This is a genomic window from Mycobacterium sp. NGS61, assembly GCF_059812325.1.
Genome location: NZ_JCALCL010000004.1, coordinates 356,689 through 374,972, shown reverse-complemented (window position 1 = coordinate 374,972; position 18,284 = coordinate 356,689). Strand labels below are relative to the sequence as shown.

The 18,284-nt window shown below is 68.5% G+C and carries 9 protein-coding genes; 7 read left to right on the top strand and 2 right to left on the bottom strand.

Annotated elements, in window-relative coordinates; genetic code table 11:
* The gene (locus AC5Y3Z_RS11765) at window positions 1–2,097 is read left to right on the top strand and encodes a galactan 5-O-arabinofuranosyltransferase (RefSeq protein ID WP_473138633.1); all 2,097 of its coding nucleotides are present in this window, start codon (window positions 1–3) and stop codon (window positions 2,095–2,097) included.
* Window positions 2,097–5,381 carry an arabinosyltransferase domain-containing protein gene (locus tag AC5Y3Z_RS11760; protein WP_473138634.1) on the top strand — a complete coding sequence of 1,095 codons (3,285 nt, stop codon included), beginning with the start codon at window positions 2,097–2,099 and terminating at the stop codon, window positions 5,379–5,381. The genes AC5Y3Z_RS11765 and AC5Y3Z_RS11760 overlap by 1 nt, the downstream gene beginning before the upstream one ends.
* 6 nt (window positions 5,382–5,387) lie before the next feature.
* On the opposite strand, the gene AC5Y3Z_RS11755 is transcribed toward AC5Y3Z_RS11760, so the two are convergent.
* The gene (locus AC5Y3Z_RS11755; RefSeq protein ID WP_463826169.1) at window positions 5,388–6,437 is read right to left on the bottom strand and encodes a GGDEF domain-containing protein; all 1,050 of its coding nucleotides are present in this window, start codon (window positions 6,435–6,437) and stop codon (window positions 5,388–5,390) included.
* Window positions 6,438–6,633: 196 nt separating this feature from the next.
* Between AC5Y3Z_RS11755 and AC5Y3Z_RS11750 the strand changes: the two genes are divergently transcribed.
* Together AC5Y3Z_RS11750 and embB are read left to right on the top strand one after the other, a co-directional pair.
* On the top strand, window positions 6,634–9,960 hold the full coding sequence (locus AC5Y3Z_RS11750) for an arabinosyltransferase domain-containing protein (RefSeq protein ID WP_463826170.1): 3,327 nt from the start codon (window positions 6,634–6,636) through the stop codon (window positions 9,958–9,960).
* Window positions 9,957–13,169, top strand: coding sequence for an arabinosyltransferase EmbB (gene embB, locus AC5Y3Z_RS11745; protein ID WP_473138635.1), 3,213 nt, complete (start codon window positions 9,957–9,959; stop codon window positions 13,167–13,169). The genes AC5Y3Z_RS11750 and embB overlap by 4 nt, the downstream gene beginning before the upstream one ends.
* 110 nt (window positions 13,170–13,279) lie before the next feature.
* On the opposite strand, the gene AC5Y3Z_RS11740 is transcribed toward embB, so the two are convergent.
* Window positions 13,280–14,716: an arylsulfotransferase family protein gene (locus tag AC5Y3Z_RS11740; protein ID WP_473138636.1), complete on the bottom strand. Its 1,437-nt coding sequence runs from the start codon at window positions 14,714–14,716 to the stop codon at window positions 13,280–13,282.
* 100 nt (window positions 14,717–14,816) lie between these two features.
* On the opposite strand from AC5Y3Z_RS11740, the gene AC5Y3Z_RS11735 reads away from it, so the two are divergent.
* The 3 genes from AC5Y3Z_RS11735 (at window position 14,817) to AC5Y3Z_RS11725 (ending at window position 18,267) form a co-directional block, all read left to right on the top strand.
* On the top strand, window positions 14,817–15,689 hold the full coding sequence (locus AC5Y3Z_RS11735; RefSeq protein ID WP_463826173.1) for an SGNH/GDSL hydrolase family protein: 873 nt from the start codon (window positions 14,817–14,819) through the stop codon (window positions 15,687–15,689).
* 425 nt (window positions 15,690–16,114) lie between these two features.
* The gene (locus AC5Y3Z_RS11730; protein WP_463826174.1) at window positions 16,115–16,459 is read left to right on the top strand and encodes a hypothetical protein; all 345 of its coding nucleotides are present in this window, start codon (window positions 16,115–16,117) and stop codon (window positions 16,457–16,459) included.
* 35 nt (window positions 16,460–16,494) lie between these two features.
* Entirely contained in the window at window positions 16,495–18,267 is a 1,773-nt protein-coding gene (locus AC5Y3Z_RS11725; RefSeq protein ID WP_473138637.1) for an acyl-CoA dehydrogenase family protein, read from the top strand.
* Window positions 18,268–18,284: the final 17 nt, after the last annotated feature.

The window sequence follows — 18,284 nt, the reverse complement described above, 5'->3', positions numbered from 1 at the left end:
ATGCGCAATGCGCTGGCCACCGTGGGCCAGATGGCCGCTGCGGCCTTCGTGGCGATTGTGATAGCGGTCGTAGCGCTGTCGGCCATTTCGCGGGTGCAGTGGCCGGCGTTCCCGTCGTCCAACCAGCTGCACGCGTTGACCACCGTCGGCCAGGTCGGCTGCCTGGCCGGGCTGCTTGCCGTCGGGCTGGTGTGGCGGCACGGCCGGTTCCGCCGGCTGGCCCGGTTGGGCGGATTGGTGTTCGTCTCGGCGTTCACCGTTGTCACGCTCGGCATGCCGTTGGGAGCCACCAAGCTGTACCTGTTCGGGATCTCCGTCGACCAGCAGTTCCGCACCGAATACCTGACCCGGCTGACGGACAGTCCGCAGCTGCGCGACATGACCTACCTCGGGTTGCCGCCGTTCTACCCGCCGGGCTGGTTCTGGATCGGCGGACGGGCGGCGGCACTCACCGGGACGCCGGGCTGGGAAGCGTTCAAGCCGTGGGCGATCACCTCGATCACTGTCGCGGTTGCTGTCGCGCTGGTGTTGTGGTGGCGGATGATCCGCTTCGAGTACGCGCTGCTGGTCACCACCGCCGCCGCGGCGGTGACGCTGGCCTACAGCTCCCCGGAGCCCTACGCCGCGATGATCACCGTGCTGCTGCCGCCGGTGCTGGTGTTGACCTGGTCGGGATTGCGGGCGGCTGCCCGCCCCTCGGTCGAGCGTCACGCTGGCGTGACGTTCGACGACGACAGCCACGCTGGCGTGACGCTCAGCGGGACAGCCGGCGGGACAGTCGACGGGAGCCACGCTGGCGTGACGCTCGACGACGAAAGCCACGCTGGCGTGACGCTCGGCGGGACAGCCGGCGGGACAGTCGACGGGAGCCACGCTGGCGTGACGCTCGACGGCGAAAGCCACGCTGGCGTGACGCTCGGCGGGACAGCGGGCTGGGCGGCGGTCGTCGGCGCCGGATTGTTCCTCGGCTTCACCGCCACCTGGTACACCCTGCTGTTCGGCTACACCGCATTCGCGGTAACGCTGATGGCGCTCGGCCTGGCCGCTGCGCGATGGCGCACCGACAAGAGAGCCGCCCTGGACCCGCTGTACCGACTGGCCGTCATGGCGGTGATCGCGGCGGTGATCGGATCCATCACCTGGCTGCCCTTCCTGTCGCGCGCGCTGCGCGACCCGGTCAGCAACACCGGCAGCGCCCAGCACTACCTGCCGGCCGACGGCGCCCAGCTGACCTTCCCGATGCTGCAGTTCTCGCTGCTGGGCGCGATGTGCCTGCTGGGCACGCTGTGGCTGGTGATCCGGGCCCGCAGCTCGGTGCGGGCCGGCGGGCTGGCCATCGGCGTGCTGGCGGTTTACCTGTGGTCGCTGCTGTCGATGCTGACCACCCTGGCGCGGACCACCCTGCTCTCGTTCCGGCTGCAGCCCACCCTGTCGGTGCTGTTGGTCGCGGCCGGAGTCTTCGGATTCATCGACGGCGTGCACGCGCTGACCAGGCGCCGTCGCGCGTGGTTCCCGGTCGCCGCGGCGATCGGGCTCACCGGGGCCATCGCCTTCAGCCAGGACATTCCCGACGTGCTGCGGCCCGACCTGACCATCGCCTACACCGACACCGGCGGCGACGGCCAGCGCGGCGACCGGCGCCCGCCCGGCGCGGAGAAGTACTACGCGGCCGTCGACGCCGCCATCCAGCACGTGACCGGCAAACCGCGCGATCAGACCGTGGTGCTCACCGCCGATTACAGCTTCCTGTCGTTCTATCCCTACTGGGGCTTCCAGGGTCTGACGTCGCACTATGCGAATCCGCTGGCGCAGTTCGACAAGCGGGCCGGCGCGATCGAAAGCTGGTCCCAGCTCAAGACTGCGGACGAGTTGATCCGGGCACTGGACACGCTGCCCTGGCCACCACCGACCGTCTTCCTGATGCGCCGCGGCGCCGGCAACACCTACACGCTTCGCCTGGCCGAGGACGTCTACCCCAACCAGCCCAACGTCCGTCGCTACACCGTGGACTTCAAAGCGGCGCTGTTCAGCGACCCGCGCTTCGCCGTCGAGACCATCGGCCCGTTCGTGGTGGCCGTCCGCAGGCCGAGCGGCTGATGGCGACCGACACGGCACCCACCGCCGCTCAACAACTAGCATCTACCTCCGTGAGCGAACCGGGAGCAAACTACCGAATCGCTCGGCTCGTCGCCGTCGTCGCGGGTCTGCTGGGAACCGCCCTGGCCCTGGCAACGCCGCTGCTACCGGTCAAGCAGACCACCGCCCAGCTCAACTGGCCGCAGAACGGCACCTTCGGCAGCGTCGATGCGCCGCTGATCAGTTACGTGGCCACCGACCTGAACATCACCGTGCCCTGCCAGGCCGCCGCCGGGCTGGCCGGTCCGCAGAACGCCGGCAAGACGGTCCTGCTGTCCACAGTGCCCAAACAGGCCCCCAAAGCCATCGACCGGGGGCTGCTGCTGCAACGCGTCAACGACGACCTGGTGCTGATCGTGCGCAACGTGCCGGTGGTCACCGCCCCGATGAGCGAGGTGCTGGGACCGTCCTGCCAGCGCATGACGTTCACCGCGCACGCGGACCGGGTCATCGGCGAATTCGTGGGACTCAAGCAGGGTCCGACGACCGAGCATCCCGGCCAGCCGCTGCGCGGCGAGAAGAGCGGGTACGACTTCCGGCCGCAGATCGTGGGGGTGTTCACCGACCTGTCCGGGCCGGCGCCACCGGGTCTGAGCTTCTCGGCGACCGTCGACAGCCGCTACAGCACCAGCCCGACGACGCTGAAGATGGCCGCGATGGTCCTGGGGCTGCTGATGACCGCGGCCTCGCTGATCGCGCTGCACATTCTGGACACCGCCGACGGCACCCGCCACCGCCGGTTCCTGCCGTCGCGGTGGTGGTCGGTCGGCGGGCTGGACGTGCTGGTCATCGCGGTGCTGGGGTGGTGGCACTTCGTCGGCGCGAACACCTCCGACGACGGCTACATCCTGACCATGGCCCGGGTGTCCGAACACGCCGGCTACATGGCGAACTACTACCGCTGGTTCGGCACGCCCGAGGCGCCGTTCGGCTGGTACTACGACCTGCTGGCGATCTGGGCGCACGTCACCACGGCCAGCATCTGGATGCGGCTGCCGGTCCTGGTGATGGCGCTGACCTGCTGGTGGGTGATCAGCCGGGAAGTCATCCCCCGACTGGGTCACGCCGTCAAGAAGAGCCGGGCCGCGGCGTGGACGGCGGCCGGGATGTTCCTGGTGGTGTGGCTGCCGCTGGACAACGGCCTGCGGCCCGAGCCGATCATCGCCCTGGGCATCCTGCTGACCTGGTGCTCGGTGGAACGCGCGGTGGCGACCAGCCGGCTGCTGCCGGTGGCGATGGCGTGCATCATCGGCGCGTTGACGTTGTTCTCCGGACCGACCGGTATCGCCTCCATCGGTGCGCTGCTGGTGGCGATCGGCCCGCTGCGCACCATCCTGCACCGGCGCTCCAAGCAGTTCGGGATCCTGCCGCTGGTGACGCCGATCCTGGCCGCCACCACCGTCACCGTGATCCTGATCTTCCGCGATCAGACGCTGGCCAGCGAGATGCAGGCCAGCCTGCTCAAGCAGGCGGTGGGGCCGAGCCTGAAATGGTTCGACGAGCACATCCGCTACGAGCGGTTGTTCATGCCCAGCCCGGACGGTTCGGTGGCGCGCCGTTTCGCGGTGCTGGCGCTGCTGGTCGCGCTGGCGATCGCGGTGGCGATGTCGCTGCGCAAGGGCCGCATCCCCGGCACCGCGGCCGGCCCGAGCCGCCGCATCATCGGCATCACCATCATCTCGTTCCTGGCGATGATGTTCACCCCCACCAAGTGGACACACCACTTCGGGGTGTTCGCCGGGCTGGCCGGTTCGCTGGGCGCGCTGGCCGCGGTGGCGGTGACCGGCGCGGCGATGCGGTCTCGGCGTAACCGCACCATGTTCGCGGCCGTGGTGATCTTCGTGATGGCCATGTCGTTCGCCAGCGTCAACGGCTGGTGGTATGTGTCGAACTTCGGTGTGCCGTGGTCGAATTCGTTCCCGAAGTGGCGCTGGTCGCTGACCACCGCGCTGCTGGAACTCACCGTGGTGGTGTTGCTCATCGCCGCGTGGTTCCACTTCAAAACCACCGACGACGACCGGCCCGGCAAATTCCAGCAGACCCGCGTCGGCGCTCCGATTTCGCGAATCCTGCAGTCCCCGTTGGCAGTTGCGACGTGGTTGCTGGTGTTGATGGAAGTCGCCTCGCTCACCTCGGCGATGATCTCGCAGTACCCGGCCTGGACGGTGGGCCGCTCCAATCTGCAGGCGCTGACCGGCCGCACCTGCGGATTGGCCGAAGACGTACTGGTGGAACTGGACCCCGTGGCCGGGATGCTGGAACCGGTGAGTGCGCCGGTCGCCGACGCGCTGGGTGCGGGTCTGTCGGAAGCCTTCACGCCCAACGGAATTCCCGCCGACGTCTCTGCCGACCCGGTGATGGAACGGCCGGGCGACCGTAATTTCGCCAGCGACGACGGTGTGGTCACCGGCAGCGACCCCGGCACCGAGGGCGGCACCACCGCCGCGCCGGGCATCAACGGTTCCCGGGCGAGCCTGCCGTTCAACTTGGAACCGGCCCGCGTCCCGGTGCTGGGCAGTTGGCGCTCCGGAATCCAGGTGCCCGCCACGTTGCGCTCGGGCTGGTACCGGCTGCCACCGAAGGATCAGCGCAGCAAGACGCCGCTGCTGGTGGTCACGGCGGCCGGCCGGTTCGACCCGCGCGAGGTCCAGGTGCAGTGGGCCACCGATGAACAGGCTGCCGCCGGAAAGCACGGTGGCTCAATGGGATTCGCGGATGTGGGCGCGGTCCCGGCCTGGCGCAACCTGCGTACGCCGTTGTCCGCGATCCCCGACTCCGCCACGCAGATCCGCCTGGTGGCCGACGACGACGACCTGGCCCCGCAGCACTGGATCGGCCTGACCCCACCCCGGGTCCCGAAGCTGCGCACGCTGCAGGACGTGGTGGGCCCCAACGATCCGGTGTTCCTGGACTGGCTGGTCGGGCTGGCGTTCCCGTGCCAGCGGCCGTTCGGCCACCAGAACGGCGTCGTCGAGGCGCCCAAGTGGCGCATCCTGCCCGACCGGTTCGGCGCCGAAGCCAACTCCCCGGTGATGGATCACCTCGGCGGCGGCCCGCTGGGAATCACCGAACTGCTGGCCCGCGCGACCACGGTGGCCAGCTATCTCAAGGACGACTGGTTCCGGGACTGGGGCGCGCTGCAGCGGCTGTCGCCGTTCTACCCCGACGCCGTGCCCGCCCGCCTCGAACTCGGCACGGTCACCCGCAGCGGCCTGTGGGATCCGGCGCCGCTGCGCAAGAGCTGACCGCGGTCACGCCCTCGCGCTGTCGGCGGCGTCGGACGGCTTCGGCTGGTCCGCACGGTGCAGGTGCAGGCTTCCGCCGCCGGACCGCTTCGCTTCGTACATGGCTGCGTCGGCTTTCCGCAGCAGATCATCGAGGGAGAAGTACGGATCCTGGGCGGCCGCGTGCGCCGCGACGCCGACGCTCGCGCTCAGGGAGACCGCGTCGATCCGGGTGAACGTCATAGCGTCGAGCCGGTGCAACAGCGCAGCCATGTCGTCGGTCTCGTTTCCGAAAACGACGAGTACCAGCTCGTCGCCGCCGATCCGTGCGGTGATCTCCTCGGCTCGTGCGATCGACCGCAGCTTCAGAGCCAACGCGATCAGGGCGGCATCGCCGACCGAGTGGCCGTGCGCGTCGTTGAGGGCTTTGAACCGGTCGATGTCACACACCGCGACGGCCACCGTGGCGCCCGGCGGCTGTCGTCGAACCGCGACCTCGAACGAGGCATTCAGTCCGCGTCTGTTGCGCAGCCTGGTCAGCGGATCGTAGTGCGCTGAGCGCGCCGTGCGGCGGATCGCCCGGCGACCACCTTCGATCAACACCACGCCGGTCAGGGGCACAACGACCACCCAGGTCAGCGCGGGCATGTAGTAGACGAACAGGCCGAAGGCGTCGGCGTCGTCGACGATCACCGCCCAAACGGTGATCCCCCCGATCACCCCGGTGGCGAATCCGCAATGCCATAAGAGCGCAGCCGTACCCAGCAGGAACGCGGCGAAGACAGCGATCAGACCCAGATACAGCGTGGCGCACAGGCGCGATTCGGGCGTCGCCATGGTCGCGGCCGCAACGGCAATCGCCACGTCCCCCCACATCGCGAAGGCCAGCGCCTGCCGGTATCTCGGCCAGTGGCCGAGCAGCCACACCACGCCGTAGGCGACACCGGTGCAGGCGATACCGAGTTGCACCCAGCTGGCGAGCGGCCCCGCGGGACCGCTCGGCACGAACTGAACCGCCACGACCAGACCGGCCAGACAGAAGCAGCACGCCGCGGCGGCCGCTCGGAACGGCCTCATCAAGCGTCCTTCACGCAGCGCACGCGTGGCGAAACGGTATTCGCTCCTGCCCACGTCGTCCCCCAGGGTGCTCTGCCGGTAACCGAAGACTAGCGGTTAGCCGTCGACGACGAGGCCGCATTGGCGTCAGGCACAGAGCCCCCCAGCGGCCCTGCATCCTCAACGCACTGACCGGCGTCGCCTACGATCGAGCCTCGTGTCCCCCGACGGTAATGAGCGATCCCACCGGATCGCCAGGTTGATCGCCGTCGTCGCCGGGGTCACCGGTCTGCTGTTGTGCCTGCTGGTCCCGCTGCTGCCGGTGCGGCAGACCACCGCGACCATCCGGTGGCCGCAGGGCACCCAGGACGGCAACATCAGCCAGATCACGGCGCCGCTGGTCTCCGGCGCACCTCGGGCACTCGACATCTCCATCCCCTGCTCGGCGATGGCCACCCTGCCCGCTGACGGCGGGCTGGTGTTGTCCACCTTGCCGGCGGACGGCTTCCAGACCGGCAAGCACGGCCTGTTCGTCCGGGCCAACAAGGACACCGTCGTCGTCGCGTTTCGCGACACCGTGGCCGCCGTGGCGCCGCGGGCGGCCATCGCCGCCGGCGGCTGCCAAGTGCTGCATGTCTGGGCCGACGCCGGCGGCGCGGGCGCGGACTTCGTCGGAATCCCCAACGCGGCGGGCAAGCTGCCCCCGGAGAAGAAGCCGCAGGTGGGCGGTATCTTCACCGACCTGAAAGTGCCGCCCCAGCCCGGTTTGTCGGCCCGAGTGGACGTCGACACCCGGTTCATCCTGGCGCCCACCGCGCTGAAAACCGTCGCGATGGTGTTGGGAGTGCTGGCCGTCCTGGTAGCCATCGGCGCGCTGGGCGCGCTGGACCGGCTCGGCCGCGGCGATTCGGTACGGCATTGGCGCTCGTCGGTCGCCTGGTTGGCGCGCTACCGCCCACGCGGGCAGCGGCCCCGGACCGGGCGGGTCGGGCTGGCCACCTGGATCGCCGATGCCGGGGTGATCGCGACGCTGCTCGGCTGGCATCTGATCGGTGCCATCACCTCCGACGACGGCTACAACCTGACCCTGGCCCGGGTGGCGCCGAAGGCCGGTTACGTCGCCAACTACTACCGCTACTTCGGGACGACGGACGCGCCGTTCGACTGGTATCTGAGCGTGCTGTCCACGATGACGCAGGTGAGCACGGCGGGGGTCTGGATGCGGCTGCCCGCCACCCTGGCCGGCATCGCCTGCTGGCTGATCATCAGCCACTGCGTGTTGCGCCGGCTCGGGCCGGGCGCCGGCGGACTAGCCGCCAACCGGGTCGCGGTGTGGACCGCGGGCGCGGTGTTCATCGCCGCGTGGTTGCCGTTCAACAACGGCTTGCGGCCCGAGCCGCTGATCGCCCTGGGTGTGCTGATCACCTGGATGATGGTGGAACGGTCGATCGGCCTGGCCCGCCTGGCGGCGGCCGCGGTGGCCATCATCGTCGCGGTGTTCACGGTGACGCTGGCCCCCCAGGGGTTGATCGCGGTCGCACCGCTGCTGACCGGAGCCCGCGCCATCGCGCAGACCATTCGCCGGCGCCGCGCCGTCGACGGCGTGCTGGCCCCGCTGGCAGTGCTGGCGGCGGCGTTGTCGCTGATCACCGTGCTGGTGTTCCGGTCGCAGACGTTGGCCACGGTGGCCGAGTCCGCCCGGATCAAGTACACGGTCGGGCCGACGATCGCCTGGTACCAGGACTTCCTGCGCTACTACTTCCTCACCGTGGAGAGCAACGCCGACGGTTCGATGGCGCGCCGGTTCGCCGCGTTGATCCTGCTGCTGTGCATGTTCGGGATGTTGTTCGTGCTGCTGCGGCGCGGCCGGGTGCCCGGACTGGCCTCCGGACCGGCCTGGCGACTGATCGGCAGCACGGCGATCGGCCTGCTGCTGCTGACGTTCACCCCGACCAAGTGGGCGATCCAATTCGGCGTCTTCGCCGGGCTGGCCGGCGCGCTGGGTGCGGTCACCAGCTTCAGCGTGGCCCGGATCGGCCTGCACAGCCGCCGCAACCTGGCCCTGTACGTCACCGCGCTGCTGTTCGTGCTGGCGTGGGCTACGTCGGGCATCAACGGCTGGTTCTACGTCGGCAACTACGGCGTGCCGTGGTACGACATTCAACCGGTCGTGGCCAGCCACCCGGTGACGTCGATGTTCCTGACGTTGTCGATTCTCACCGGCCTGCTGGGCGCCTGGTACCACTTCCGGATGGACTTCCGGAAAGTCTCAGCCGGACACACCGAGGTCAAGAACAACCGGCGCAACCGGGTGCTGGCCTCCACACCGCTGCTGGTGGTGGCGGTGATCATGGTGCTGGGTGAGGTCGGTTCGATGGCCAAGGGCGCGGTGTTCCGCTATCCGCTCTACACCACGGCCAAAGCCAACCTGCGGGCCTTGGAGTCGAGCAGCAGCTGCGCGATGGCCGACGACGTGCTGGCCGAACCCGACTCCAACGCCGGCATGCTGCAGCCCGCGCCGAACCAGCAGTTCGGGCCGGACGGTCCGCTGGGCGGGCTCAACCCGTTCGGCTTCAAACCCGACGGCGTGGGCGAGAATCTGCAATCCGACCCCGTGGTCAGCAAGCCCGGGGTGGTCAATTCCGACGCCTCCCCCAACAAACCCAACGCGGCCATCACCGACTTGGCGGGCACCGCCGGCGGCAAGGGACCCGTCGGCGTCAACGGCTCCCACGCCGCGCTCCCGTTCGGGCTGAACCCCGCGACCACCCCGGTGATGGGCAGCTACGGCGAGAACAACCTGGCCGCGCGCGCCACCTCAGCCTGGTACCAGCTGCCGGCACGCAGGCCGGACCGGCCGCTGGTGGTGGTCTCGGCCGCCGGGGCCATCTGGTCTTACAAGGAGGACGGCGACTTCATGTACGGCCAGTCGCTGAAACTGCAGTGGGGTGTGGCCAAACCCGACGGCAACATCGCTCCACTCGGTGAGGTGTTCCCCATCGATCTCGGGCCGCAACCGGCCTGGCGTAACCTGCGCTTCCCGTTCGCCTGGGCCCCGCCGGAGGCGAACCTGGCGCGCATCGTGGCCTACGACCCGAACCTGAGCTCCGAACAGTGGTTCGCGTTCACCCCGCCCCGGGTGCCGGAACTGCAGCCCCTACAGCAGCTGATCGGTTCGCAGCGGCCGGTGCTGATGGACATCGCGACCGCCGCCAACTTCCCCTGCCAGCGGCCGTTCTCCGAACATCTCGGCATCGCCGAACTCCCGGATTACCGGATCCTGCCCGACCACAAACAGACCGCGGTGTCGTCGAACCTGTGGCAGTCCGCCCAGACCGGCGGGCCGTTCATGTTCACCCAGGCGCTGCAGTGGACGTCGACGATCTCGACGTACCTGAGCGGTGACTGGTATCGCGACTGGGGATCGGTGGAGCAGTTCCACCGGCTGGTCCCGCCGGACCGGGCGCCGGATGCCGTCGTCGACCAAGGTGTGGTCACCGTCCCCGGCTGGAGCCGGCAGGGACCCATCAGGGCGCTGCCATGACCGCCGCGAACCCCGGCGCAGACCCGGGCGCGAGCCACGTGAAAGCGACCCGGTGGGTGGCGACCATCGCCGGGCTGATCGGGTTCGTGTTGTCCGTCGCGACACCGCTGCTGCCGGTGGTGCAGACCACCGCGATGCTCAACTGGCCGCAGAACGGTCAACTGAACAGCGTCACCGCACCGCTGATCTCACTGACACCGGTCGACTTCAAAGCCTCGGTGCCGTGCAGCATCGAACGCGACATGCCAGCTGAGGGCGGCGTGATCCTGGGCACCGCGCCCAAGCAGGGTAAGGACGCCAACCTCAACGCGCTGTTCGTGGTGGTCAGCGCCAAGCGGGTGGACGTCACCGACCGCAACGTGGTGATCCTGTCGGTGCCGCGCGAGCTGATGCGTTCCCCCAACTGCGAGCGCATCGACATCTCCTCCACGCACGCCGGCACCTTCGCCCAGTTCATCGGGCTCAAAGATCCCGGTGGCGGGCCGCTGCGCGGCGGTTTCCCCGACCCGAACCTGCGCCCGCAGATCGTCGGGGTGTTCACCGACCTCATCGGGCCGGCGCCGCCGCAGCTGAAACTCTCGGCGACCATCGACACCCGGTTCTCCACCACCCCGACCACCTTGAAGCTGCTGGCGATGGTCGGCGCCATCGTGGCCACCATGGTCGCGCTGATCGCGCTGTGGCGCCTCGACCAGCTGGACGGCCACCGGATGCGGCGCTGGATACCGGCGAGCTGGCGCACGTTCACTCTGCTCGACGGCGTGATGATCTTCGCGTTCCTGCTGTGGCACGTGATCGGGGCCAACTCCTCGGACGACGGCTACATCCTGGGCATGGCCCGCGTCGCCGACCGGGCCGGTTACATGTCCAACTACTTCCGCTGGTTCGGCAGTCCGGAAGACCCGTTCGGCTGGTACTACAACCTGTTGGCGCTGATGACCCACGTCAGCGACGCCAGCATCTGGATGCGGCTGCCCGACCTGTTCGCCGGGCTGGTGTGCTGGCTGCTGCTGTCCCGCGAAGTGCTGCCCAGGCTCGGTCCGGCGGTGGCGGCCAGCAAACCCGCCAACTGGGCCGCAGCGATGGTGCTGCTGACCGCGTGGATGCCGTTCAACAACGGCCTGCGGCCGGAGGGCATCATCGCACTCGGCTCGCTGGTCACCTATGTGCTGATCGAGCGGTCGATGCGCTACAGCCGGTTGACCCCGGCGGCGCTGGCCATCATCACCGCGGCGTTCACCCTGGGTGTGCAACCCACCGGGCTGATCGCGGTAGCCGCACTGGTGGCCGGTGGCCGGCCGATCCTGCGGATCCTGGCCAAACGCCGGCGCATGGTCGGCGGCACCCTGCCGCTGCTGGCGCCGATGCTGGCCGCCGGCACCATCATCCTGACGGTGGTGTTCGCCGACCAGACGCTGTCAACGGTGTTGGAAGCCACCAGGGTTCGCAGCAAGATCGGACCGAGCCAGGCCTGGTACACCGAAAACCTGCGCTACTACTACCTGTTCCTGCCGACGGTGGACGGGTCGCTGTCGCGTCGGTTCGGGTTCCTGATCGCCGCGCTGTGTCTGTTCACCGGGGTATTTATCATGTTGCGCCGCAAGCGGATTCCCGGTGTGGCCCGCGGGCCGGCCTGGCGGCTGATGGGCGTCATTTTCGGCACCATGTTCTTCCTGATGTTCGCCCCCACCAAGTGGGTGCATCACTTCGGCCTGTTCGCTGCGGTGGGTGCCGCGATGGCCGGGTTGACGACGGTGCTGGTGTCGCCAACGGTGCTGCGCTGGTCGCGTAACCGGATGGCTTTCCTGGCTGCGGTGTTGTTTGTGGTGGCCCTGTCCTTCGCCACCACCAACGGGTGGTGGTATGTGTCCAGCTACGGCGTGCCGTTCAACAGCACCATGCCCAAGATCGCCGGAATCACCGTCAGCACAATGTTTTTCGTGCTGTTCGCGCTGGCCGCGGTGTACGCGGCTTGGCTGCATTTCGCGCCCCGCAGCAGCGGCGAGGGCAAGCTGGCCCGGTTGCTCACCACCGCTCCGGTGTCCCTGGCAGCCGGCTTCATGGTGCTGGTGTTCGTCGCGTCGATGGGCATCGGGATCGTGCGCCAGTACCCCACGTACTCCAACGGCTGGTCCAACCTGCGTGCCTTCACCGGCGGCTGCGGACTGGCCGACGACGTACTCGTCGAGCCGAATCCCAACGACGGTTTCATGACGCCGCTACCCGGCGACTACGGACCGTTGGGTCCGCTGGGTGGCACCGATCCCGTCGGCTTCTCGCCGAACGGGGTGCCTGAACACACCGTCGCCGAGGCGGTGGTGATGAAGCCCAACCAGCCCGGCACCGACCATGACTGGGACGCGCCCACCAAGCTCAAGACCCCCGGCATCAATGGTTCGACGGTGCCGTTGCCCTACCAACTCAATCCGGCGCAGGTGCCGCTGGCCGGCACCTACACCACCGGCGCCCAACAGCAGAGCAAACTCGCTTCGGCGTGGTACTCGCTACCCAGACCCGATGATGGTCATCCGCTGGTGGTGATCACCGCGGCGGGCAAGATCACCGGCAACAGCGTGCTGCACCACTACACCACCGGCCAGACGGTGGTGCTGGAGTACGCCCGTCCCGGCGCCGGCCCGCTGGTCCCGGCCGGGCGACTGGTGCCCGACGACCTGTACGGGGAGCAGCCCAAGGCGTGGCGCAACCTGCGGTTCGCCCGCGACAAGATGCCCGCCGACGCCATCGCGGTGCGGGTGGTGGCCGAGGACCTGTCACTGACCCCGGAGGACTGGATCGCCATCACTCCGCCGCGGGTGCCCGAACTGCGCTCCCTGCAGGAATACGTCGGCTCAACGCAGCCGGTGCTGCTGGACTGGGCGGTCGGGCTGGCGTTCCCCTGCCAGCAGCCGATGCTGCACACCAACGGCGTCACCGAGATCCCGCGGTTCCGCATCACCCCGGACTACAACGCCAAGAAGCTGGACACCGACACCTGGGAGGACGGCACCAACGGCGGCCTGCTCGGCATCACCGACCTGCTGCTCAACGCGCACGTGATGGCTACGTACCTGTCCCGGGACTGGGCGCGGGACTGGGGGTCGCTGCGCAAGTTCGACACTTTGGTCGACGCGCCGCCGGCACGGCTGGATCTGGGGGAGGCGACGCGCAGCGGGTTGTGGTCGCCGGGACAGATCCGGATCAAGCCGTAGCCCGGACTGATCCACCGAGCCCTGTACTCAGGTCATGCGCCGTCCGCGTGTCGGCACCGTGAATTCAGGCTCGGCGCCGTGCATTCAGGCTCAGCGCCAGACCAACGCGCCTAACGTCCCCGCGGGAGCGGCGGCGACTCGCCGACGACGGCGCCGGCCGCGTCCAGCGCCTGCAGCCGGTAATACCCGTCAGCCTTGGCGCCTATTGGAATCGGTGTGTCGTAGCCGGTCCAGTCCACGGTGGCCACCTCCATCATCGCGTCACTCAGCCGCCCGTGCAGCAGTCGCCACCGCGCCACCCCGGTGGCGCCGTTCCAGCTGGCGCGGACGCCGCTGTCGGTGAAGATCAACTGCGGCGGGCCGACGGGGTCGCCCACCCAGACGTCGAGGAAGGCGCGATAGGTGCCATCCAGCAGCGTGGCGTCGTAGATCAGCTCCCCGGTCGGCCCGAACTCGGCGAGGTGTCCGGCGGTACCCCAACCGGAGAAGGTGTTGCCGCCGGGCAGTTGCTGCAGGTTGCCCATGGCGCCGGCGCTGAGGTTGCCGGGGTGTGGCTGGGCGCGGATCAGGCTGGCTTTGCGCGCGGTGAAGTCCAGGTGGATCCACTTGAGGCTGCTCGGGACCGATCCCCCGCCGGGTTGGGCGCGGCTACCTTCGAAGTGGTTGTCGAACAAGGTCAGCGTCTCCGCGTCCGGCATCTCGGCGTCGTGCTGGAAGGCGAACTCGACACCGTCGCCGAGTTCGAAACTCGAGTGCTTGCCGCCGAGTTGCCAGTTGATCGCCCCGGTGCGCGGGTCGACGTTGAATACGGTGGACAGCGCCCGCATGCTGAGCAGCAGGTTGCCCGCGGGATCCAGCGCGATCGAGTTCAGGTGGTAGGGGTCCAGCACTTGGCCGGCGGTGTATTTGGCGGGTGAATCGGCCACCGGCACGCGGCTGAGCGCGTCCCACCGGAACAGCGTCCGCTTGGACGCCACGTCGACCACTGCGGCGACGCAGTTGTAGATCCTGCCGTCTTTGGGACCGCCGATGGCGGTGAGGTCGGTGGTCACCTCCTGGTAGCAGCTGATCAGGGCATGGCCGTCCGGGGTGAGCCGAAATTCGTGAATGTCCGACGCGAGGTCTCCGCCGGGGGTGAGAGTGTCGATTACGTTGTAGTGCTCGTCGGCGATGTAGTTGACGCCGGCACCGTGGCTGCCGACTCGGGTGCCCTGCCACCAGGTGAGCACCGGCCGCCCCCGCCAGGTCTGCACCCGTAGGTTGCCCGCGGTCTGGTCGGGCGGCAGTTCACGGTGCCAGACCACCTTCCCGCTGCGATCGGCGACGACGAGCACCACGGTGCGGCCGGCTCGGGCGCCCGGGTCAGCGGCCGTGGTGCCGGCGACGAAGAACAGGTAGCCGGGTGCGCCGCCGGGCTTGTTCACGGTGACGGTGTAACCCAATGATCGGGCCGAGACCTCGGCGCCGCCGGGCGGCGGTGGCGTGGACGGTGTGGCCGTCGGCTCGTCCTGATCGGACCCGCACGCTGCGACGCTGCCGGCGGCCATGACGCCCGCCGCGACACCGAACCGCCGCCTCGATATCCCGTAGCGCACCCGGTCATTACACCAGGGGTGTTGATCGGGTCCGGATGTAACACTGGGCTGCATGTGGTCCGCTCGCCTGGTCATCGCCGCACTGGTGGGCTGCGTGTGCCTGGGTTGCGCCCCGCCGCCGCCGGCCGGCCCCGGTTCGGCCGCACGGTCGCGGTACGTGGCTTTGGGCGACTCGTTCGCGGCGGCGCCCGGCGTGCCGGAGCAGGCCGCACCGCTGCGCTGCCACAAATCGACCAACAATTACCCAGCCGTGTTGGCGCGACGGCTGCGTGCCGCCACATTTCGCGACGTCACCTGCAGCGGGGCGACGACCGACGACATCTACAGCCGGTCCCAGCAGACCGCCCAGGGTCCGGTCGACCGTCAGCTCGATGCCGTCGCCCCCGATACGGAACTGATCACGATCACGGTGGGCGCCAACGACGTCGGACTGGCGGGCGACGCGGAATCCTGCGAGGCGACCGGCGCGAATCCGAGTCCGTGTACCGGCAAGTTCGTCGTCGGCGACGTCGACCGCATCTCCGGTCTGATCAACGCCCAGATACCGGTATGGGCGGCGATGATCGACGCGGTGCGGACCCAGGCGCCCCGAGCGCGGATCATCCTCGTCGGATACGGGCTGTTGATGCGGGCCGGTGGTTGTTATCCCGAACAGCCCATCCTGCCGCACGACGCCAACTATCTGCAGGCCAAAATCGACGAACTCGGCGACCGGCAACGACGCCTCGCGGCGGAGAAAAGAATTGAATATTTCGACACCCGTCAACTTTCGGCCGGGCACGACATGTGCGCAGTGCCGGCCGAACGATACGTCGAGGGTTACGTGACCCGGAATCGGGCGGTGCCGCTACATCCCACCGCCCTGGGCGCCATGACGGTGGGGAATGTCCTTACCGATTATCTGGTCCTGTCCGAAAATCGTTAAATTGACGGACCCGGCAAAAAAGCCACATTAAGTTAGTTTTGTAAAGCAAATTCCAGGGACCGTTTACCTATCGAAGCCGCAGTTCAGCGCCCTGATTTTGCTCGAAAAACGTTGAGATCCCACTGAATTGGATATGTGCGACGCCGGAAAATCAGGACCGCTGCCACAATTGCGCCGAACCGCCAGAAATTGCAGGATTGAACTGGACGAATCTGGTCAATAGATAAGTCCTGGATCGGGCTCATCGGGTACGACATGGTGGTGGCAAATTGCGCATACTGAACCGGTTGGGTTTTTCCGCCGCGACAATAACGATTCTGGGCGCTTCGCTCGTGTCGCTGGGGACAGGAACGGCGTCGGCCGCCTCACGCGTACCACTTAACCCTGACCTGCGTAATTGCGATTTCAGCCTCATCTCGACCGCCTTGATCAGGCCGAAGACAATACTCGGGCACGGCGTCGCCAACTTCAAAACCTCCGGGTCCACCACGGTCGCCGATATCGACATGGTGATCGCGACCGCTCCGGGCACACATTTCGACGTCGGCCTGATCCAGGCGCCGAGACCGTCGTCGGCTACCTGCGGTCCGGGCGACCCCGGCACCACATTCGCCGGTCTGGACACCGACGCATCGGGTCAGGGGCACGTGACCATCACCGCTCCCCTGCGACCCGGCACCACCGGCGTGTGGGTCATCGTCGAGACGGCGAATCCGCACGATCAGATACCAGGCGAGTTCTACACCAGCGAGTTCGTGTCACCCGTGTAGGCGGCGCCGGCGAGTTTCTGTAATACGGTCGCGGCATGACCGAATACGACCTCGAGGCCGTGGACCGGCTGCCGTTCTGGACACCGGAGAAGTCGCAGCGGTATCGGACCGAAAACTACAGCGGGGCAACCGGACTCAACTGGTATCTGACCGACCCCACGCTGCAGTTCACCATGGCGTACTACCTCACGCCGGACGAACTGGCGATCGCCGAGCCACACCTGGCGAGCATCGGCGCGCTGATGGGCGGCCCGGTGACCCGCTGGGCCGACGAAACCGACCGCAACCCGCCGCGGCTGGAACGTTACGACCGGTGGGGCCACGACGTCAGCCGGGTGGTCATGCCCGAATCGTTCCTGCAGTCCAAGCGGGCGGTGCTGGATGCCCAACGGGCACTGCGCACGGCCTCGCGTGGGGCGGGGTTCAATTCGTCGCTGCCGATGTTTGCCGCCAACTACTTGCTCGACCAGGCCGACATCGGCATGGGTTGCGCGCTGGGCACCGGCGGCGGGATGGTGCAGTCGTTGGTGGCCGCCTACGCGCCACCGGATGTGCGCGATCATGTGCTGGCCAAGTTCGACTCCGGTGAGTGGGCCGGCGAAACCGCGCAGCTGCTCACCGAACGCACCGGCGGCTCGGATCTGGGCGCGCTGGAGGCCACCGCCCGCCGGGCCGGTGACGCCTGGCTGCTGAACGGTTTCAAGTGGTTCGCGTCGAACTGTGCCGGCGAGGCGTTCGTGGTGCTGGCCAAGCCCGACGGCGCACCCGACTCCAGCCGGGGCGTCGCCAACTTCCTGGTGCTGCGCACCCGTCGGGACGGTTCCCGCAACGGGGTCCGGGTGCGGCGACTGAAGGACAAACTCGGCACCCGGTCGGTGGCTTCGGGCGAGGTCGAGTTCGTCGACGCCGAGGCCTTCCTCCTGTCCGGGGAACCCGCCGACCACGCCGGCCCGTCCGACGGCAGGGGCCTCGGCCGGATGATGGAGTTGACCAACGCGGCCCGCCTCGGCATCGCACTGTTCGCGCTCGGCAACGCGCGTCGCGCCCTGGTCGAATCCCTGTGCTACGCCACGCAGCGCCACGCCTTCGGCGGCCCGCTGATCGACAAGCCGCTGATGCGCCGCAAACTCGCCGAACTGATCGTCGATGTCGAAGCCGCTCAGGCGCTGGTGTTCGACGGCATCGGCGCCGCCAATCACCGCCAGCCCCGCCGCATCCGGCAGCGCATCGCGGTACCGGTCACCAAACTGAAAGTCAGTCGGCTGGGCATCACCGCCGCCTCGGATGCCATCGAAATCCACGGCGGCAACGGCTACATCGAAACCTGGCCGGTGGCAAGGCTTTTGCGCGACGCGCAGGTCAACACCATCTGGGAGGGCCCGGACAACATCCTGTGCCTGGACGTGCGGCGCGGGATCGTGCAGACCCGCGCCCACGAAGCCCTGCTGACGCGGCTGCGCGACGCGGTGAGGGTGTCCGACGACGATGCGACGACCGGTCTGGTTGCCGAGCGGATCGACGACCTGGACGGCGCGATCACGGCGTGGGAGAAGTTGGACGCGCCGGTGGCCGAGGCGCGACTGTTCCCGCTCGCGCAGTTCATGGGTGACGTGTACGCGGGTGCGCTGCTCACCGAGCAGGCGGCCTGGGAACGGGAGACCCGCGGCGCCGAGCGCAAGGCACTGGTGGCGCGGTTGTACGCGCAGCGCTACCTGGCCGATCGAGGGCCGCTGCGTGGCCTCGACGCCGACACCGACGAAGCGCAGGACCGCTTCGACGAACTGGTGGACGGCGCCCTGGCACGCTGAGCCGTTGCCGGGTCCGG